The organism is Plantactinospora endophytica, assembly GCF_016862915.1.
Lineage (GTDB): Bacteria > Actinomycetota > Actinomycetes > Mycobacteriales > Micromonosporaceae > Plantactinospora > Plantactinospora endophytica.
The window spans coordinates 58,554-73,677 of the sequence record NZ_BONW01000041.1 but is presented as its reverse complement, the minus strand read 5'-3'; the positions used below and the strand labels follow the sequence as shown (position 1 = coordinate 73,677).

The following is a 15,124-nucleotide window of genomic DNA, read 5'->3' as shown; positions in this document are numbered from 1 at the left end:
GGTGGAGGCATGGTCCGAGGTGACGGCGACGGTGCACCGCCTGGCTCACGTTACGTGGACCAGCGGCACTTCGTGGTCGCGGCGAACCTCTCCGACCTGCGCGGCCCGGTCGACTCCGTGGTGACCCTCGACCGGTCGCTCGACTGGTCCGGCGACCGCCGCTACGACCTGGACGACCCCGGCGACCTGCAACTGATGTACCAGACGGTGCTGAACCAGGCCAATTCCGTCGCAGACCTGTGTCGCTGGTTGGACGGGCCGACGTTGCGCCGACTGTGGCCGAGCCTGTGGCTTCCGGCCCGCCTGCGGGCGTTGTGGCAGGCACGATTCCCCGAACTCGCCACGCCGCCGCAGGCCATGGCCGGGTAGGGGTGGATCCGGTTCACCTCCGGCTGGCGGAGATCGGACTGCGGGTCGCTGCCCGCTACGGGTTCGCGCTGGCCGGCGGATTCGCCGTTCAGGCGCACGGCATCCTCGACCGCCCGAGTGAGGACATCGACCTTTTCACGGCGTGGGAGCGTCGGGACGACTTCGCCGCTGCCGTGGACGCGGTCATCGACGGTTACCGCGACGGCGGGTACTCGGTCGAGGTTACGCAGCGGTTCGACACCTTCGCCCGGCTCGCAGTCACCGATCCCACCCGGCCGGCGCAGCCGTACAAGGTCGAACTGGCGGCCAACTGGCGTGCGTTGCCACCGGTGATGATGGACGTGGGGCCGGTCCTGCACGCGGATGACGTCGTCGCGGGCAAGATGTCCGCTCTCTATACGCGCGCCAGCATATTCGCGGGATGCGCGAGCGCTTCGCGCAGTGGCGTGCGGAACTCGACGCCGGCCTGTAGCGCGGCATCGGCGGGTTGCCATCCGGATAGTGGGAAGACGGCCAACTTCGGGACCGGTCAGCCCTGGTTTAAACAGCGACGAAGATCGACCACCTTCCTGCCGGGCCGTCCGCTTCCCGACGTCGACCGGCGGTTTTGCCCGTACCAGGGGTTGGACACCCGGGCTTGCGCACCGACAGGTCGGGTATCGTTCTCCCCGTGGCGCGCTCGTATCGATGGTTTAGTCAGCCGGCTCCGGAGCCGGTGACTCAGCCATGACCTGACGTCACCAGATCCGCCAAGAGCCGGCCGAAGCAGGGACATCGTCCCTGCTTCTCGCATCTGAGCAGCCGGCTCGGCTCCCGGGCGCCGGCCCCGGGCGGCGGTCGGCAGAGAGGGAGCCTCGACGATGACCACCACCGGAATGGGTCGGGTCAGCGACCAGCGCATCGACCGGATCGTGCCGCTGACCACCCCGGCGCTGCTGCACCACGAACTTCCGCTGGACGAGCCGTTGGCCAGCGCCGTACTGCACGGTCGACGATCCGTCGCCAAGGTGCTCGACCGGGAGGACGATCGACTGCTGGTCGTCGTCGGCCCGTGCTCGGTGCATGACCCGGCGGCGGCCCTGGACTACGCGCACCGGCTGCGCGAGGCGGCGGCCCGGCACGCGGACGACCTGCTGGTGGTGATGCGGGTCTACTTCGAGAAGCCCCGCTCGACCGTCGGCTGGAAGGGCCTGATCAACGACCCGGGGCTGGACGGCTCCGGCGACGTGAACGCCGGGCTGCGGGCCGCCCGGGCGCTGCTGCTGGACGTACTCCGGCTGGGGTTGCCGGTCGGCTGCGAGTTCCTGGACCCGATCACCCCGCAGTACATCGCGGACACGGTCGCCTGGGGTGCCATCGGCGCCCGTACGGTCGAGAGCCAGGTGCACCGGCAGCTCTCCTCCGGGCTCTCGATGCCGATCGGGATGAAGAACCGCCCCGACGGCAGCGTCGGTACGGCGGTCGACGCGATCCGGGCCGCCGGGGTGCCGCACGTCTTCCCCGGTATCGACATCTCCGGGGCTCCGGCGATCATGCACACCCGGGGTAACGCCGACTGCCACCTGGTGCTGCGCGGCGGCCGGGGCGAGCCCAACTACGACGCCGACTCGGTGGCGGAGTCGCTGGCGGTGCTCCGGGCGGCCGGGCTGCCCGAGCGGCTGGTGATCGACGCCAGCCACGACAACAGCGGCAAGGACCACCGTCGGCAGCCGGTGGTGGCCGCCGACGTGGCCCGGCAGATGGCCGACGGCCAGCGCGGCATCGTCGGGGTGATGCTGGAGTCCTTCCTGGTCCCGGGTCGGCAGGACCTCGACCCGACCCGGCCGCTGGAGTACGGGCAGTCGATCACCGACGCGTGCCTCGGCTGGCCGGAGACCGAGCAGGTGCTGGCGGACCTGTCGGCGGCGGTCCGGGCCCGGCGGGTGGCGGCACCGGCCGGTACCTCGCTGGGCTGAATGTCCGGGTTGGCGGCGGCCGTTCGGGGCCGCCGCCGACGCCCGGGTGTGACGTAGCAGTCAGTTGGCGGGTTCGTCGCCACGCAACCGTGCGGTTCGGTGCGGCGTCTGGATCAATAGGGCGAAAGGCGCGCGTACGGTTGTGCTCGCGCCGGCCGCCCCGCCCGCGACCTGTCCGCCACACCCAGAGGTTCACGCGATCATGCCGAAGCCCCGCCGACGCAGCCTGATCAAGGCCGCCACCCTGTTCACCTGTGCCCTGCTCGCCGGGGTGGTGGTCGCCGGGGCGGCGTTCCCGGCGGTGGCCATGTCCGGGCTGGCCGCGAAGGCCGGTGCCGACTCGTTCCAGGACCTGCCGACCGAGCTGACCGTGCCGCAGGTACCGGAGGCGACCCAGGTCTTCGCCGCCGACAACAAGACCCTGATGGCGACGTTCTACGACGAGAACCGGCAGGACGTCCCGTTGGCCGAGATCTCCCCGGCGATGCGGGACGCCATGATCGCCGCCGAGGACCACGCGTTCTACCGGCACAACGGGGTCGACGTGAAGGGCTTCATGCGGGCCCTGGTCTCGAACTTCACCGGCAACTCCCGGCAGGGCGCCTCGACGCTGACCATGCAGCTCGTCCGGATGTCGATCACCTACGGCGCGACCGACCCGAACGACGTGGTGGCGGCCAGCGAGGACACCAACGCCCGGAAGCTGCGCGAGATGCGCCTGGCGGCGGCGCTGGAGAACAAGCTCGACAAGGACCAGATCCTGGAGCGCTACCTGAACATGGCCCCGTTCGGGCACGGGACGTACGGGGTGGCGGCGGCGAGCCGGTTCTACTTCGGCAAGGAGCCGAAGGCGCTCACCGTGCCGGAGGCGGCGATGATCGCCGGCCTGGTCAAGTCGCCGAGCTACTACGACGCGCTGGACACCGAGGGCCCGGGTTACGACGAGACGGTGAAGCGCCGCGACTGGGTGATCGGGCAGATGAAGGAGATCGGCGCGATCACCGAGGCGGAGAAGACCGCGGCGCTCGCCACCAAACTCACGGTCAAGGGGCAGCGGCCGACCAACGGCTGCACCAGCTCGGTACACAACGACTGGGGCTTCTTCTGCGACTACTTCTACCGCTGGTGGATGGACCAGGACGCGTTCGGCAGCAGCTCGTACGACCGGGAGCGGCGGCTCAAGGGCGGCGGGTACCGGATCGTCACCACCCTCGATCCGGCGGTGCAGAAGGCCGCGCACAAGAACGTGGAGCAGTACCTCCCGACCGGGAAGAAGGACGCCCTGATGGTGGCCGCCGTCGAGCCGGGCACCGGCCGGGTACGGGCGCTCGCCACCAACCGGACGTTCGGGCTGGACGATCCGGCGAAGCCGAAGAACCCGCTCTCCAGCAACCCGAAGCAGAAGGACGCCGGGATGCGGGCAACCTATCCGACGACCACCAACCCGCTGCTCACCGGTGGCGGAGGCACCAACGGCTACCAGGCCGGCTCGACGTTCAAGATGTTCACCATGGTGGCTGCGCTGGAGCAGGGCTACCCGCTCAGCCACACCTACAACGCCCCCCAGCGGTACCCGTCGAAGTACTCCGCCGAGGCCGGCACCGAGTCGGCCTGCCCCGGCACGGAACGGTGGTGCCCGGGTAACGACAACGAGGGAATGGCCGGCGTACACGACATGTGGAGCGCGTTCGGCCGGTCCGTCAACACCTACTTCGTACCGCTGGAGGAGCGGGTCGGGGCCGCCAAGGTCGTCGACGTGGGCGAGCGGCTCGGCATCCGGTTCCGGGAGCCGGGCGAGGCGGCCGTCGCCGACGACCCGGCCCAGGCCGACGGCTGGGGTTCGTTCACCCTGGGCGTCTCGGCGACCACCCCGCTCGACCTGGCGAACGCGTACGCCACGCTGGCGGCGGACGGCAGGCACTGCGAACCGATCCCGGTGCAGGAGGTCAAGGACCACGCCGGCAAGGCCCTCGACATCGCCAAGCCGCACTGCGAGAAGGCGGTGGACCCGGAGGTCGCCCGCGCGGCGATCGACGCGGCCCGGTGCCCGGTCGGCGACCAGTCCGCGTATGGCAGGTGCCGGGGTGCGACCGAGGCGGACGCGCACCGCGTGGTGAACCACCCGGTGGCCGGCAAGACGGGTACCACGGACAGCGAGCGGACCGCGTCGCTGGTGACCATGACGACCACGCTCTCGGTCGCCGGGATCATGGCCAACCCGGACTGGCCGGAGACCACCACCGACATGGACCACGACAAGGTCAACCCGGCCGTGTACGAGACGCTGGCGGACGCGATGAAGGGCAAGCCGAAGAAGGACTTCCCGAAGCCGGGCGAGAAACTGGTCTACGGGGACCAGCGGTCGGTGCCCTCGGTGACCTGCCGCTCGGTCGACGACGCCACAAGCGCGCTGCGGAACGCCGGCTTCAAGGTCGAGGTCGACCCGAACCGGGTGGCCTCGAACTGCCCCGCCGGTACCGTCGCCGGCACCGACCCGGACGGCCGGACCGTCTCCGGCGGTGTGGTGATGCTGCGGGTCAGCAACGGCCAGGCCACGACGAACAGGCCCGGCGGGCAGGCCCCGACCGAGGGTGCCACCCCCGGGGGTCCGCCGGGCGACCGCCCGGGCCGGCGCAACTGACGGCGGGAAGTAATACGCCGCCCATGGCGAGGCCATGGGCGGCGTGGGTGTCGGTGTGCAGGTCGCCTCTCGGCGAGTGGCACGACGCGGCTCCAGCCGGACGGTATTCCGCGAAGGCAATTAGGTGAGGCCCGGGGACACTGGACACACCGACATCCGTAGTCAACTACAGATCCCGGTCCGGTGTTCCGACTCCCGTCGTGACGCACGTCACCCCTGCCCCGGGCCGTTCCATGGTCGCGGTCGAACCGGACGGCGGCCGGGATAGGGCCATGTTTGGCCGATTCGGCACGGGGTAGCCGATCTCCGTGACCGACCAACCGGCCCGGGACGTCTCGGCCAGCCCGGAACTCGACGCCCTGCTCGACGATCTCTACCACGGTCAGGAGCGGGTCACCCAGTCGGAGATCCAGCGGCGGGCGGTCGCCGCCGAGGTGCCGGCCGAGCTGCTGACCAGGATCACCGCACTACCGCAGGGCGAGTACGCGGTCGACGAGGTCGCCGAACTGCTCGGCGGCACGCCGGGCTGAGCCCCGGCGCGCCGCCGGAGGACCCCCGACGGCGCGGGCCTTGACCGGCGTACGGCGGCCATGACGGCGAGGAGGAACGCGGACATGACCAGGAAAGAGGCTGGCGGCCAGGATCGGCTGGCTCCGCTCGGCCGGGCACCCGGCGAGACGGATCCGCAGGACGATCCGGACTTCACCAACGAGCACGACAAGACGGCCGTGGACGAGGAGATCATCACCGGCGCGGACACCGACCGGGAGCCGGAGTCGCCCCGGGGCTGGTCCGGCATGCAGCGCTGAGCCGGGCAACCGGCCCCGACCAGGCGAGCTGACAGTTGTCGTACCGGACAGGCGCAACCAGCTCCGGCCACTGCTGAGCTGTGGTCCCGGGCCGCCGGAGCTGGTATCGGGTCGGAGGAACGGGTCCCGGGTCGGCTGCTACGGCCGGGAGGCGGCCCGCTGCGCGACGGCGTAGCCCATCTGGAGGAAGTCGGAGGCGGCCACGGCGGTGAACGCGGTCGCCACCAGCCGGGTCAACCGGGGAGCGAGCACCAGGCCGCCGGTCAGCCCGGTGGCCACCCAGACCGCCAGGCAGAACGGACAACTGAGCAGTTCACCGACGGCGTGCTTGGTGGAGCTGCCCTGGTCGCGTACCTGCTCCATCACCTCGCCGCTGCCGATCGGCCGGTCGTACCGGGTGAACGGTGCCCGCAACGGGCTGGTCACGGCGTCCTTGGAGAGCAGCCGGCTCAGCTTGTGGGTGGCCACCGACAGCAGTACGACGTCGGCGGTGCTCGGCCGGTCCGGGGCCCGTCGACCGGTGGTCTTCGCCGCGGTGGCCAGTGCCAGCGCCACCCCGGCGTACGTGCCCATCGCCGCCAGGTAGCCGCCCAGCGGGCGGTGTTCGTCCGGCGCGTACGCCTGCCGCAGTCGCGCCACCCTGTCCCGTACGTTCATCCCGCCTCGTTCCGCCCGTCCGTCGCTGGTTCCTTGCCCCTGGCCGCCGGCCCTCCCGTGGGCGCTGTTGACCCGTCGTGGCCCGCACCGCCGACCCGTCGTGGCCCGCGTCACCGGGCGGTGGGTCCGGCGCCGCCGGCCGGCTCAGCCCGGGGTGAGGTTGTCGTCGACCTCCCGTGCGAGGCTCGCCAGCGACTCGTCGGCGATCTCGCCCAGCCGCCGGTCCGGCGGGTCGGCCTCCAGTTCGAGTCGCACCGTGGCTCCGCCGGCCTCGACCGGTGCCACCTGCAACCGGGCCGACCAGTCGGGGCTGCCGGCGCTGCGCCACCGCGCCCGCAGGTCGTCGGCGACCAGTTCCGGTCCCGGCACATCCGGTTGGCGCAGCGGCGCCGGCAGCCAGGCGGAGACCCGCTCCGGGTCGGTGGCGGTGTTGAACACCACCTCCGGCGGGGCGGAGATGCCCCGCTCGGCGCGGGCCATCACCACGCGCCGTCCCGCAGGCGGCTCGGGTCGACCTCGCGGCCGGGGTGCCGGGTGAGGTACTCGGTCTCCAGATCGGCGGTGCGCCGCAGGTGGTTGCCGAGCGCCGTGTCGGCGGCGTGCCGGAGCGTGTCCAGCCGGGTCCGGTGCAGGCTGTGCATCTCCCGGATCAGGTCCTCGTCGCTCAGTTCGACCGGGTCGACGCCGAGGAGCTCCTCCTCGGCGACCGCGAAGTCGCTGGCCGTACCGCCGTGCCGGACCGGGTCACCGTCCCACTGGCCGACCCGCTGCTCGGGACTGCCGTCGACCGGCGTCCCGACGCCGGCCGGGAAGAACTCGTTGTGACGTACTGATTCGGACATCGTCGCCCCCGATAGCTCGTTTGGGTTGACGACTAGACGGTTGCCCAAAGCCGGTACCGCCAAACCCCGGGCAGGTCGGGCGACACTACGACGCCGCGTCGGAGACCGGACCGACCCGCCCGGTACGCTCGGGGGCATGAAACGGCTGTGCACACCGGCGTGGATCGTGCGCCACGTGCTCACCGTCGCGCTGGTCGTCGGCTTCCTGGCGCTCGGCTGGTGGCAGATCAGTCGGGCGCTCGACGGCAACACCCTGAGCTGGGCGTACGCCTTCGAGTGGCCGATCTTCGCCGGGTTCGTGGTCTTCCTCTGGGTGCGCGAGGCCCGGTACACGCTGCGCGGTGGCCGGCCGCCGTCGGCCGAGCCGCCCGCTCCGCCGGCCCGGTCGACCACCCCCGGGGTACGTCGACCGGTGCGCGCGGCCCGCCCCCGGCTGGCCGCCGAGGGACCGGACGACCCCGCGCTGACCGAATACAACCACTACCTGGCGTGGCTGAACGCCAATCCGGGTGCTCGGCCCGCCGACTATCCCGGCCTCGGCCGGCAGCAGGAAGGATGAACCGTGAGCGCAGCCCTGACCCGCTACCGTGTGGTCGCTTACGTCGTCGGCGTCGTGTTGATCGCGCTCGTCGTGGTGGGCATGCCGCTCAAGTACATCGGGAACGACCCGGTGGTCGTCGAGACGATCGGTCCGGCGCACGGCTTCCTCTACATGGTCTACCTGGTGGCCACCTTCGACCTGGGTCGCCGGGCGCGCTGGCCGCTGGGCCGGATGGTGCTGGTCATGCTGGCCGGGACGATTCCGTTCGTCTCGTTCTTCGCCGAGCGGGCGGTCACCCGGCAGGTACGCGACCCGCAGCCGGTCGCCGGCTGAACAGCCCTCCGCGGCGGTCGCCGACGTGGACGGCCGTCCGCAGCCGGCCGCCGCCGCAGCCGTTGTCGGCATGGAGGCCGCAGCCGGCCGCCGGGATGGAGGCCCCAGCCGGCCGTCGGCGCAACGGCATCCGGGGCGGTCGCCGTTCGCGAACCGCCCCGGATGGTCATTCATTTGAATGTCTCGCAATATGCGAGGCCAACCGCCGTGCTCGGCGGAGCCGACCGGGCCGGACGTGAATGAATCACGTCACCGGGCCGGTTTTCACGCGGCGCGGAGACCGTCCACAAATGCCCGCCAGGCGCTCGCACCGAACAGCAGCGACCGCTCCGGGTCGACCGAGTCCCGGACGGCGGCGCCGTTGTCGACCTGAGCCACCTCGACACAATGCTGCGATTCGCATCGAGTGCTCTTCCGCCAGACGCGCTCGGCGGAACCAGTCTGTGACATGCGCCCTCCCCGGCACCTAATGCAGTTGCGGCAGATGCCGCACGAACGGACAGAGGCTACCCTTCGCTCCCGCATTCCGCACAGCCCGAAAAATAGCGATTATGATGTACCGTTCGACAATGGACACAACCCGTAGTGAGGCAGTCGCGGCAAGCATCGGCGCTGGTGGAACCCCGCCGGTCCGTGTAGCCTGCACAAAAGTCTGGCAATCTGGCAGGTGGCCGGTAGCCAGGTGGCATGTTGACGGGATCAGAATCAACCGAATTGACCCCTCGCTCGGCCGCCGGGGCGCCGTTTGAAGGGAGCGTTCCCGATGACTACGGCGTACGGCCCGACCGTGGGTCGCCGCAAGCTCCGCTCGGCGATCCGGCGGGCCCGGGAGGCCGCCGGGTTCACCCAGGAGCAGGTGGCCGTCGCGATGGACTGGTCGCTCTCCAAGCTCATCCGGATCGAGGCGGGATACGTCTCCATTTCCACCAACGACGTCAAGGCGTTGCTCAATCACTATCAGGTGCGCGACCCCGAACAGGTCGCCGAACTGGTGCAACTGGCCCGGGTCTCCCGGCAGCGTGCCTGGTGGTCGCAATACCGCGACGCGCTGCGTCCCGCGTACTATTCGTACATCGGGCTGGAGGCGGAGTCCTCCGAACTCTATTTCTACCAATCCGTGGGAATGCCGGGACTGCTCCAGACAGAGGCGTACGCGCAGGCGGTCCTGAAGACGGCAATTCCCAAGCTGGACGATCCCGACGAGGCACAGGCGTCGGTCGCGCTGCGCTTACGCCGTCAGCAGGAAATGCTCGGCCGGGCCGATCCGCCGAACATTGTCGTGGTGTTCGACGAGGCGGCGCTGCACCGGCAGACCGGTGGGCCGGCGGTCATCCGGGAACAGCTCCTGCATCTGGTCGGTCTCGCCGACTCCGGCCGGATCACCGTGCAGGTGCTGCCGTTCACGTCCACCGTCTACACCCCGCTCGGCCAGTTCGTGATCGTACGCTTCGCCGCCGCCGAGGACGCCGACGTCGTCTACCTGGAGAGCACCGGCCTGGAGGACGTGCTCGACGATCCCGACGCGGTGACCGCACACCTGCGTACCTTCACCGGGCTCCGGGATGCCGCGCTGACCCCGGCCGACTCGCTGCACCGGATCGCGGAGATCGCCGCCGACCTCGCCCGCTGACAGACAACCGAGGGCACGACAGAACGCAGGGGCAGGGGCTGGGGCAGGGACGGGTCGCGGGCGTCGGCGGTGGTCGACCGGCACCGCCGGACCCGGGTCACGGGTCCGGCGGGCCGCGCCGGGGTGCCGGCCGGCGCGACTAGGGCATCGGCTCGTACGGAGTTTCCGAGGCGGGCGGGAACGCGAGTCCACCCAGCCGACCGGCCTCCCGGGCCCGGATCAACGCCCGGGTCACCTGACCGAACTGCCGCTCGTGGTCGGAGCTGAACAGCAGCACCGTCTCCCCCTTGTACCGCCCCCACAACTCGTACGCCGGCGGTCGCCACCGGTGCCCCACCAGGGCCAGTCCGACCGGTACGAACGCGGCGAGCCCGAGCCCCGCGTACGTGGTGGCGGGCAGCCGGTGCAGGTCGCCGGTGTAGCCCAACGCGACTCCGATGCCGACCAGCACCGCCGCGGTGACCGCCACCGCGCGCAGGGTCAGCCGGTCGTGCGGCCCACGGGCGGTCTGTAGGTGGGTGAGGTCGGCGAGCGTGAACGTGCGGCCGGCGACGACGAACGCCTCACTGGTGACCCGTACGCCGGGTCGCCGGTAGAGGTCGACCGGCCGGGGGCGGGCCGGTCCAGATACCTCGAATGACGCGTCTGGCAGGTGGACGGTAGGACGAGTAGGCTCCATTCTTGCCTCCAACGGCTCCGTGAGGCGGGCTGGTGTGGATGGTTCGTAGAGATCGGCATCTGGTGGCAGCCGGATGCCGATCGTCTTGCGGGCGACTCGGGCGTGACGGCCCGGAACTACGACTGGTTCACGACAAGCGATTCCGCCCCCCTGTTGGCGACTACGCCGAGTACTGCTCTGCCGGTCCCCCCGAGCGGCCTCTTTCGGCCCTGCCTTCATTGTGCGAAGGGCACACCAGCAAGTGGAAGGCACGCAGACAGCCACCTGGCAGATTTCCAGGCGGCAGCCGGGTCACTCGCAGCCCTCTGTCCGATCTCGTGCTGATTTGCCCCTACTCAGCCCCGACCACCATCCGCGAAGACCGACCTATCGGGCGAAGGGTCGAGGAGTATCCGGAGAACACCCGCCTGGGCAGCCGACATCACCCTCGGAGCGGACCCCGGCACGTCTCGTGATCACGACATTCGGGCTATCGCTCGTCTCTACCGCATCTCGCCCTCCGGCCACTGTCGGTAGTCCCGGACCCGGGCTACGTTGAACCCTGGCCCGGTCGTCAGTCATCCCTCCGGGTGGCGCCGGTCCGGTGCCGCCGCACCCAACAGCGCGGCGGCGCAAGGAAGAAGGGTTCTGCACACGTTGTCTTCGGTGCGGATCCTGCTGCGGACCCTCGTCGCGGCCGGCCTGTCGGCGGCGCTACTCGCCCCGATGTCGGCAGCCCGGGCCGAACCGTCGGCCAGCGAACTCACGCAGCGGATCAACAAGGCCTCCGCCGAACTCGAGAAGGTCGTCGAGTCGTACAACAAGCTCAACGAGGAAATCAAGGAGAGCAGGGCCGCCGCGGCCACCCTGAGCGCCCGGATCGAACCGCTGCGACAGCAGGCGGACCAGAGCCGCGCCGAGGTGGCCGAACTCGCCACCCGGGCGTACAAGCTGGGTGGACTGAGCACGGCGAGCGCGCTGCTGAGCCGTGGCGACGGCAGCAGTCTGGTCAACCGGCTCGGTGCGCTGGAGCAGTTGGCCCGGGACCGGGACCGGCAGATCGCCGGCTTCGACGCGACCCAGCGCCAGTACGTCGACGAGAAGTCCCGGCTCGACGCCACGCTGGCCCGGCAGACCGCCCAGGCGAAGCAACTCGCCGACGGGAAGAAGAAGATCGAGGGCGAGCTGGAGAAGCTCTACGACATGCGCCGCGAGGCGTACGGGTCGGCAACGTCCTCGGGCAGCAAGTACACCGGCAGCGTCCCGGCGGTCTCCGGCCAGGCCGGCGTCGCCGTCCGGTACGCCTACGGCGCGATCGGCAAGCCGTACGTCTACGCGGCCGAGGGCCCGAACGGCTACGACTGCTCCGGCCTCACCCTGGCCGCGTGGCGGGCCGGCGGCAAGTCACTGCCGCACAACGCCGCGATGCAGTGGGACAAGGTCGCACACATCGGCCGGGGCGAGCTGAAACCCGGTGACCTGGTCTTCTACAACGGACTCGGCCACGTCGCCCTCTTCGTGGGCAGCGGGAAGGTGATCCACGCATCACGCGCCGGTGAGCCGGTCAAGCTTGCCAGCGTGGACATGATGCCCCCGTACGGCTACGGGCGGGTCCGCTAGCTACTCGCTCAGACCCGCGCCGCTCGCGCGCCGGACCGGTCGGTCCGGCGCGCGAGTGCGTTGCGGACCAGCACGTCCAGCAGCTCCGGATAGGCCAGCCCGGCGACCTGCCAGATCCGGGGGTACTGCGAGACCGGCGTGAACCCGGGGAACGTGTTCACCTCGTTCAGCACCGGTGCCACGCCGTCGCGGAGGAAGAAGTCGACCCGGGCCAGCCCGGCGCAGCCGAGCGCCCGGAACGCCCGCACCGCGAGGTCGGACAACTCGGCCGTGACCGTGTCGTCCAGCCGGGCCGGGATCTCGAAGACGGTCTCCGGATCGTCGTACTTGGCGTCGTAGTCGAAGAACGACCGGTCGTCGGTGACCCGGATCTCCAGCGGCGGGCCGACCTCCAGCCGACCGTCGGGATGTTCGAGTACCGCCATGTCGATCTCGCGGCCCGGTACCGCCGCCTCCACCAGTACCTTCGGGTCGCTCGACCGGGCCCACTCCAGCGCCGCCGGCAGTTCGGCCCAGTCCGCCACCCGGGTCACGCCGAGGCTGGAGCCGGCCCGGGCGGGCTTGACGAAGACAGGCAGGCCGAGCCGGCGCAGCTCCGCCTCGGGCGGTACCCCGTCCGGGTCGGTCGGCCGGGACAACACGGCGTCGGCCACCGGAATCCCGTCGGCGGCGAGCAGCTTCTTGGTGAACTCCTTGTCCATCCCGGCGGCGCTGGCCAGCACCCCGTTGCCGACGTACGGCACGCCGGTCAGTTCCAGCACCGCCTGGAGGGTGCCGTCCTCGCCGTACGGGCCGTGCAGGGTCGGGAAGACCACATCCACCGCGCGCAGCCGCTCGATCGCCGCGAAGACCGAGACCGGGGCGTCGGTGCCGAAGACCCACTGCCCGGTCCTGGTGATCAGCACCTCCTCCGGCTGGTAGCGCGCCGGGTCCAGGTTCGCCAGCACGCTCGCCGCCGATCGGCGGGAGACCTGGTGCTCGCCGCTGCGACCACCGGAGACGACCGCGACCCTGATCGGTGCCTCAGACATGTACCCGCTCCCGTCCGCTGTTCCGCTCGGCCCGCACCGGCAGGTAGCGCCGGCCCACCCGGGCACCGATGCCGGTGAAGATCTCGTGTGGGTTGGTGCCGGCCCAGCCGGCCCAGTCGACGACCGTCGGCTCGCCCCGGTCGCCGGGGCCGAAGAGCAGCACCTCGTCACCGGTACGTACCGGCAGGTCACCGACGTCGACGACGATCTGGTCCATGGTCACCCGACCGGCGATCGGGCACCGCCGGCCCTGGATCCAGACCTCTGCCGCCCCGGCGACGGCCCGGGGTACCCCGTCCGCGTAGCCGACCGGCACCAGCGCGAGGGTGCTCGGCGCGGCGGTCACGTAGTCGTGGCCGTAGGAGATCCCGGTACCCGCCGCGACCCGCTTGGTCAGGATGACCCGGGACCGCAGGGTCATCGCCGGTCGCAGCCCGACGGTCAGGTCCGGCCGGGGCTCGACCCCGTACACCGCGATGCCGGCCCGGACCAGGTCGAAGTGGGTCTCCGGCAGGCCGACCAGGGCGGCCGAGTTGGCCAGGTGCACCAGGTCGGGTGCGAGCCCGCCGGCCCGGGCCAGCGCCAGGGCCCGATCGAACCGGCGCAACTGCGCGGTGTCCCGGGGATCGCCCGGCGACTCCCCGCCGGCCAGGTGCGACCAGACCCCGCGTACCCGGATCCGGCCGACGGCCTCGAAGCGGCGGGCCAGGCGTACCAGTTCGGGCCACTCGTCGTCGGTCGCCCCGTTGCGGGACAGTCCGGTGTCGACCTTGAGGTGCACCTCGGCCCGTACGCCGGCCCGGGCGGCCCCGGCGGCGATCCCGCGCAGGTGCGCCGATGAGGCCGCGGACAGGTCGATCCGGGCCGCGACGACCGGGGCGAAGTCCTCGTCCTCGGCGTGCAGCCAGCTCAGCACCGGCGCCTCGACGCCGCCGGCACGCAGCGTCAGCGCCTCGGCCCGGGAGGTCACGCCGAGCCATCCCACGCCAGCCGCCAGCACCGTCCGGGCCACCGGCAGCAGGCCGTGCCCGAACCCGTCCGCCTTCACCACCGCCAGCAGCTCCGCCCCGGTCCGACCGGCCAGGGTACGGATGTTGTGGGCGATCGCGTCGAGGTCGACCACCGCCTCCGCGAGTGGCCGCAGGCCACCTGCTCCCCCGAGTTTGATCACATTGCGTGAGCCTAGGAGAGGGCTGTGCGGTTCTTGTGAAGGCGAGGTGCGGGACCGATGCGACCACTGCCGGCCCGCCTCGACAGGGCGGCCCGGCCGGCCAGGCGCTAACCTGCCGGGATGACTCCGCCTGCCGGGACGACTCCGCCTGCGGCCCGGGAGCTGGCCGCCGTGGTGCTCGACCGCCTCGCCCCGCATCTGCCCGAGGTGGCCTCGGCCGCCGACCCGGGCGGGGCACCGCCAGCCCGTCGGCTCTACGACCTGGTGGCGGAGCGGCTGCGTACTCTCGACGAGCAGGAGGCGCTGGCCGAGCTGGTCCGGGAGCCCCGGAACAACTCGCTCGTCAAGCGCCTGCTGGGCAGCGCCGCCGCCGAGGATCCCGGCTACGCGGCGAAGCTGGCCGCCGCCGTCGCCGCGCTGCCGGCGCAGGTCGGGAAGTCACCCGCCGGCCAGCCGACGCCCCGCGGCCGGACGGCGCCGTCGGAGGGTCGCGGGCCGGCCGGGGCGGTGGCCGACGACGTACCCGGATCGGCGGACGGTCGACGGCCGCGCCGCTACGGGCCCTGGATCGCGGTCGTCGCGGTCGTACTGCTGCTGGTGGTGGGCGGGCTGGTGGTCCGCGCGGTACAGGACGGGCTGTCCGGCGCCGGCGGGCTGACCTCCGACTCGACCTGTACGGAATACCAGCAGGCCCCGCCCGAGGAGCGGGTCGCCGCGATCCGGCAGATCGGGCTGGCCAAGGGCATCTCCGGCGCTGACAGTCCACTGGTGATGACGGCGGTGGACCAGCTCTGCGACGCCCAGCCGTCGGCGCGGATCGGCGACCTGGTCGCCCGCTTCGACGACTGAACGCCCCGACGCCGTCCG

The 15,124-nt window shown here is 71.5% G+C and carries 17 protein-coding genes and 1 pseudogene; 11 read left to right on the top strand and 7 right to left on the bottom strand.

Annotation, left to right across the window (positions count from 1 at the left end; genetic code table 11):
• Positions 1–9: 9 nt before the first annotated feature.
• The 6 genes and pseudogenes from Pen02_RS33820 to Pen02_RS33795 all read left to right on the top strand — a co-directional run bounded on the left by Pen02_RS33820 (position 10) and on the right by Pen02_RS33795 (position 5,774).
• Complete coding sequence (locus tag Pen02_RS33820; RefSeq protein WP_203870243.1) at positions 10–369, top strand: hypothetical protein; 360 nt, start codon at positions 10–12, stop codon at positions 367–369.
• A gap of 2 nt (positions 370–371) precedes the next feature.
• A pseudogene (locus Pen02_RS42875) lies at positions 372–776 on the top strand (nucleotidyl transferase AbiEii/AbiGii toxin family protein); the annotation flags it as partial.
• Between the two features lie 453 nt (positions 777–1,229).
• The gene (locus tag Pen02_RS33810) at positions 1,230–2,324 is read left to right on the top strand and encodes a 3-deoxy-7-phosphoheptulonate synthase (protein WP_203870242.1); all 1,095 of its coding nucleotides are present in this window, start codon (positions 1,230–1,232) and stop codon (positions 2,322–2,324) included.
• Between the two features lie 202 nt (positions 2,325–2,526).
• A complete protein-coding gene (locus Pen02_RS33805) occupies positions 2,527–4,965 on the top strand; it encodes a penicillin-binding protein (protein ID WP_203870241.1) in 2,439 nt (812 codons plus the stop codon).
• Positions 4,966–5,267: 302 nt separating this feature from the next.
• The gene (locus Pen02_RS33800) at positions 5,268–5,495 is read left to right on the top strand and encodes a hypothetical protein (RefSeq protein WP_372445727.1); all 228 of its coding nucleotides are present in this window, start codon (positions 5,268–5,270) and stop codon (positions 5,493–5,495) included.
• An 84-nt stretch (positions 5,496–5,579) separates the two neighbouring features.
• Entirely contained in the window at positions 5,580–5,774 is a 195-nt protein-coding gene (locus tag Pen02_RS33795; protein ID WP_203870239.1) for a hypothetical protein, read from the top strand.
• Between the two features lie 138 nt (positions 5,775–5,912).
• Here Pen02_RS33795 and Pen02_RS33790 read toward each other — a convergent pair whose 3' ends face one another.
• The 3 genes from Pen02_RS33790 to Pen02_RS33780 form a co-directional block, all read right to left on the bottom strand.
• Entirely contained in the window at positions 5,913–6,431 is a 519-nt protein-coding gene (locus tag Pen02_RS33790; RefSeq protein ID WP_203870238.1) for a DUF1360 domain-containing protein, read from the bottom strand.
• A gap of 144 nt (positions 6,432–6,575) precedes the next feature.
• Entirely contained in the window at positions 6,576–6,911 is a 336-nt protein-coding gene (locus Pen02_RS33785) for an SRPBCC family protein (protein ID WP_203870460.1), read from the bottom strand.
• Positions 6,911–7,273 (bottom strand): DUF6158 family protein, encoded by a 363-nt coding sequence (locus tag Pen02_RS33780; protein WP_203870237.1) that lies wholly within the window; start codon positions 7,271–7,273, stop codon positions 6,911–6,913. Before Pen02_RS33780 ends, Pen02_RS33785 begins: the two co-directional genes overlap by 1 nt.
• Before the next feature lie 136 nt (positions 7,274–7,409).
• Here Pen02_RS33780 and Pen02_RS33775 point away from each other — a divergent pair, with 136 nt between their 5' ends.
• Positions 7,410–7,832, top strand: a complete 423-nt coding sequence (locus tag Pen02_RS33775; protein ID WP_203870236.1) for a hypothetical protein — start codon at positions 7,410–7,412, stop codon at positions 7,830–7,832.
• A 3-nt stretch (positions 7,833–7,835) separates the two neighbouring features.
• Positions 7,836–8,147, top strand: a complete 312-nt coding sequence (locus Pen02_RS33770; protein WP_203870235.1) for a DUF3817 domain-containing protein — start codon at positions 7,836–7,838, stop codon at positions 8,145–8,147.
• A 264-nt stretch (positions 8,148–8,411) separates the two neighbouring features.
• Here the strand turns inward: Pen02_RS33770 and Pen02_RS42690 are convergent, their stop codons facing one another.
• Positions 8,412–8,597 (bottom strand): DUF397 domain-containing protein, encoded by a 186-nt coding sequence (locus Pen02_RS42690; RefSeq protein WP_203870234.1) that lies wholly within the window; start codon positions 8,595–8,597, stop codon positions 8,412–8,414.
• 313 nt (positions 8,598–8,910) lie between these two features.
• Between Pen02_RS42690 and Pen02_RS33760 the strand changes: the two genes are divergently transcribed.
• Positions 8,911–9,777 (top strand): helix-turn-helix domain-containing protein, encoded by an 867-nt coding sequence (locus tag Pen02_RS33760; protein WP_203870233.1) that lies wholly within the window; start codon positions 8,911–8,913, stop codon positions 9,775–9,777.
• A gap of 139 nt (positions 9,778–9,916) precedes the next feature.
• Here the strand turns inward: Pen02_RS33760 and Pen02_RS33755 are convergent, their stop codons facing one another.
• A complete protein-coding gene (locus tag Pen02_RS33755) occupies positions 9,917–10,456 on the bottom strand; it encodes a DUF6232 family protein (RefSeq protein ID WP_203870232.1) in 540 nt (179 codons plus the stop codon).
• Positions 10,457–11,092: 636 nt separating this feature from the next.
• Between Pen02_RS33755 and Pen02_RS33750 the strand changes: the two genes are divergently transcribed.
• Positions 11,093–12,055: a C40 family peptidase gene (locus Pen02_RS33750; protein ID WP_239141737.1), complete on the top strand. Its 963-nt coding sequence runs from the start codon at positions 11,093–11,095 to the stop codon at positions 12,053–12,055.
• Positions 12,056–12,063: 8 nt separating this feature from the next.
• Here the strand turns inward: Pen02_RS33750 and Pen02_RS33745 are convergent, their stop codons facing one another.
• Both Pen02_RS33745 and alr read right to left on the bottom strand, forming a co-directional pair.
• Entirely contained in the window at positions 12,064–13,086 is a 1,023-nt protein-coding gene (locus tag Pen02_RS33745; protein WP_203870231.1) for a D-alanine--D-alanine ligase family protein, read from the bottom strand.
• Positions 13,079–14,257 carry an alanine racemase gene (gene alr / locus Pen02_RS33740; protein WP_239141735.1) on the bottom strand — a complete coding sequence of 393 codons (1,179 nt, stop codon included), beginning with the start codon at positions 14,255–14,257 and terminating at the stop codon, positions 13,079–13,081. Before alr ends, Pen02_RS33745 begins: the two co-directional genes overlap by 8 nt.
• Positions 14,258–14,377: 120 nt before the next feature.
• Between alr and Pen02_RS33735 the strand changes: the two genes are divergently transcribed.
• A complete protein-coding gene (locus Pen02_RS33735; protein WP_203870488.1) occupies positions 14,378–15,106 on the top strand; it encodes a hypothetical protein in 729 nt (242 codons plus the stop codon).
• Positions 15,107–15,124: the final 18 nt, after the last annotated feature.

Coding starts and splice junctions, on each gene's coding strand:
- Pen02_RS33755 (WP_203870232.1), bottom strand. CDS start 10,456: ATGGAGCCTACTCGTCCTACCGTCCACCTGCCAGACGCGTCATTCGAG.
- Pen02_RS33820 (WP_203870243.1), top strand. CDS start 10: ATGGTCCGAGGTGACGGCGACGGTGCACCGCCTGGCTCACGTTACGTG.
- Pen02_RS33775 (WP_203870236.1), top strand. CDS start 7,410: ATGAAACGGCTGTGCACACCGGCGTGGATCGTGCGCCACGTGCTCACC.
- Pen02_RS33810 (WP_203870242.1), top strand. CDS start 1,230: ATGACCACCACCGGAATGGGTCGGGTCAGCGACCAGCGCATCGACCGG.
- Pen02_RS33795 (WP_203870239.1), top strand. CDS start 5,580: ATGACCAGGAAAGAGGCTGGCGGCCAGGATCGGCTGGCTCCGCTCGGC.
- Pen02_RS33805 (WP_203870241.1), top strand. CDS start 2,527: ATGCCGAAGCCCCGCCGACGCAGCCTGATCAAGGCCGCCACCCTGTTC.
- Pen02_RS33780 (WP_203870237.1), bottom strand. CDS start 7,273: ATGTCCGAATCAGTACGTCACAACGAGTTCTTCCCGGCCGGCGTCGGG.
- Pen02_RS42690 (WP_203870234.1), bottom strand. CDS start 8,597: ATGTCACAGACTGGTTCCGCCGAGCGCGTCTGGCGGAAGAGCACTCGA.
- Pen02_RS33790 (WP_203870238.1), bottom strand. CDS start 6,431: ATGAACGTACGGGACAGGGTGGCGCGACTGCGGCAGGCGTACGCGCCG.
- Pen02_RS33735 (WP_203870488.1), top strand. CDS start 14,378: ATGACTCCGCCTGCCGGGACGACTCCGCCTGCGGCCCGGGAGCTGGCC.
- Pen02_RS33785 (WP_203870460.1), bottom strand. CDS start 6,911: ATGGCCCGCGCCGAGCGGGGCATCTCCGCCCCGCCGGAGGTGGTGTTC.
- Pen02_RS33745 (WP_203870231.1), bottom strand. CDS start 13,086: ATGTCTGAGGCACCGATCAGGGTCGCGGTCGTCTCCGGTGGTCGCAGC.
- Pen02_RS33760 (WP_203870233.1), top strand. CDS start 8,911: ATGACTACGGCGTACGGCCCGACCGTGGGTCGCCGCAAGCTCCGCTCG.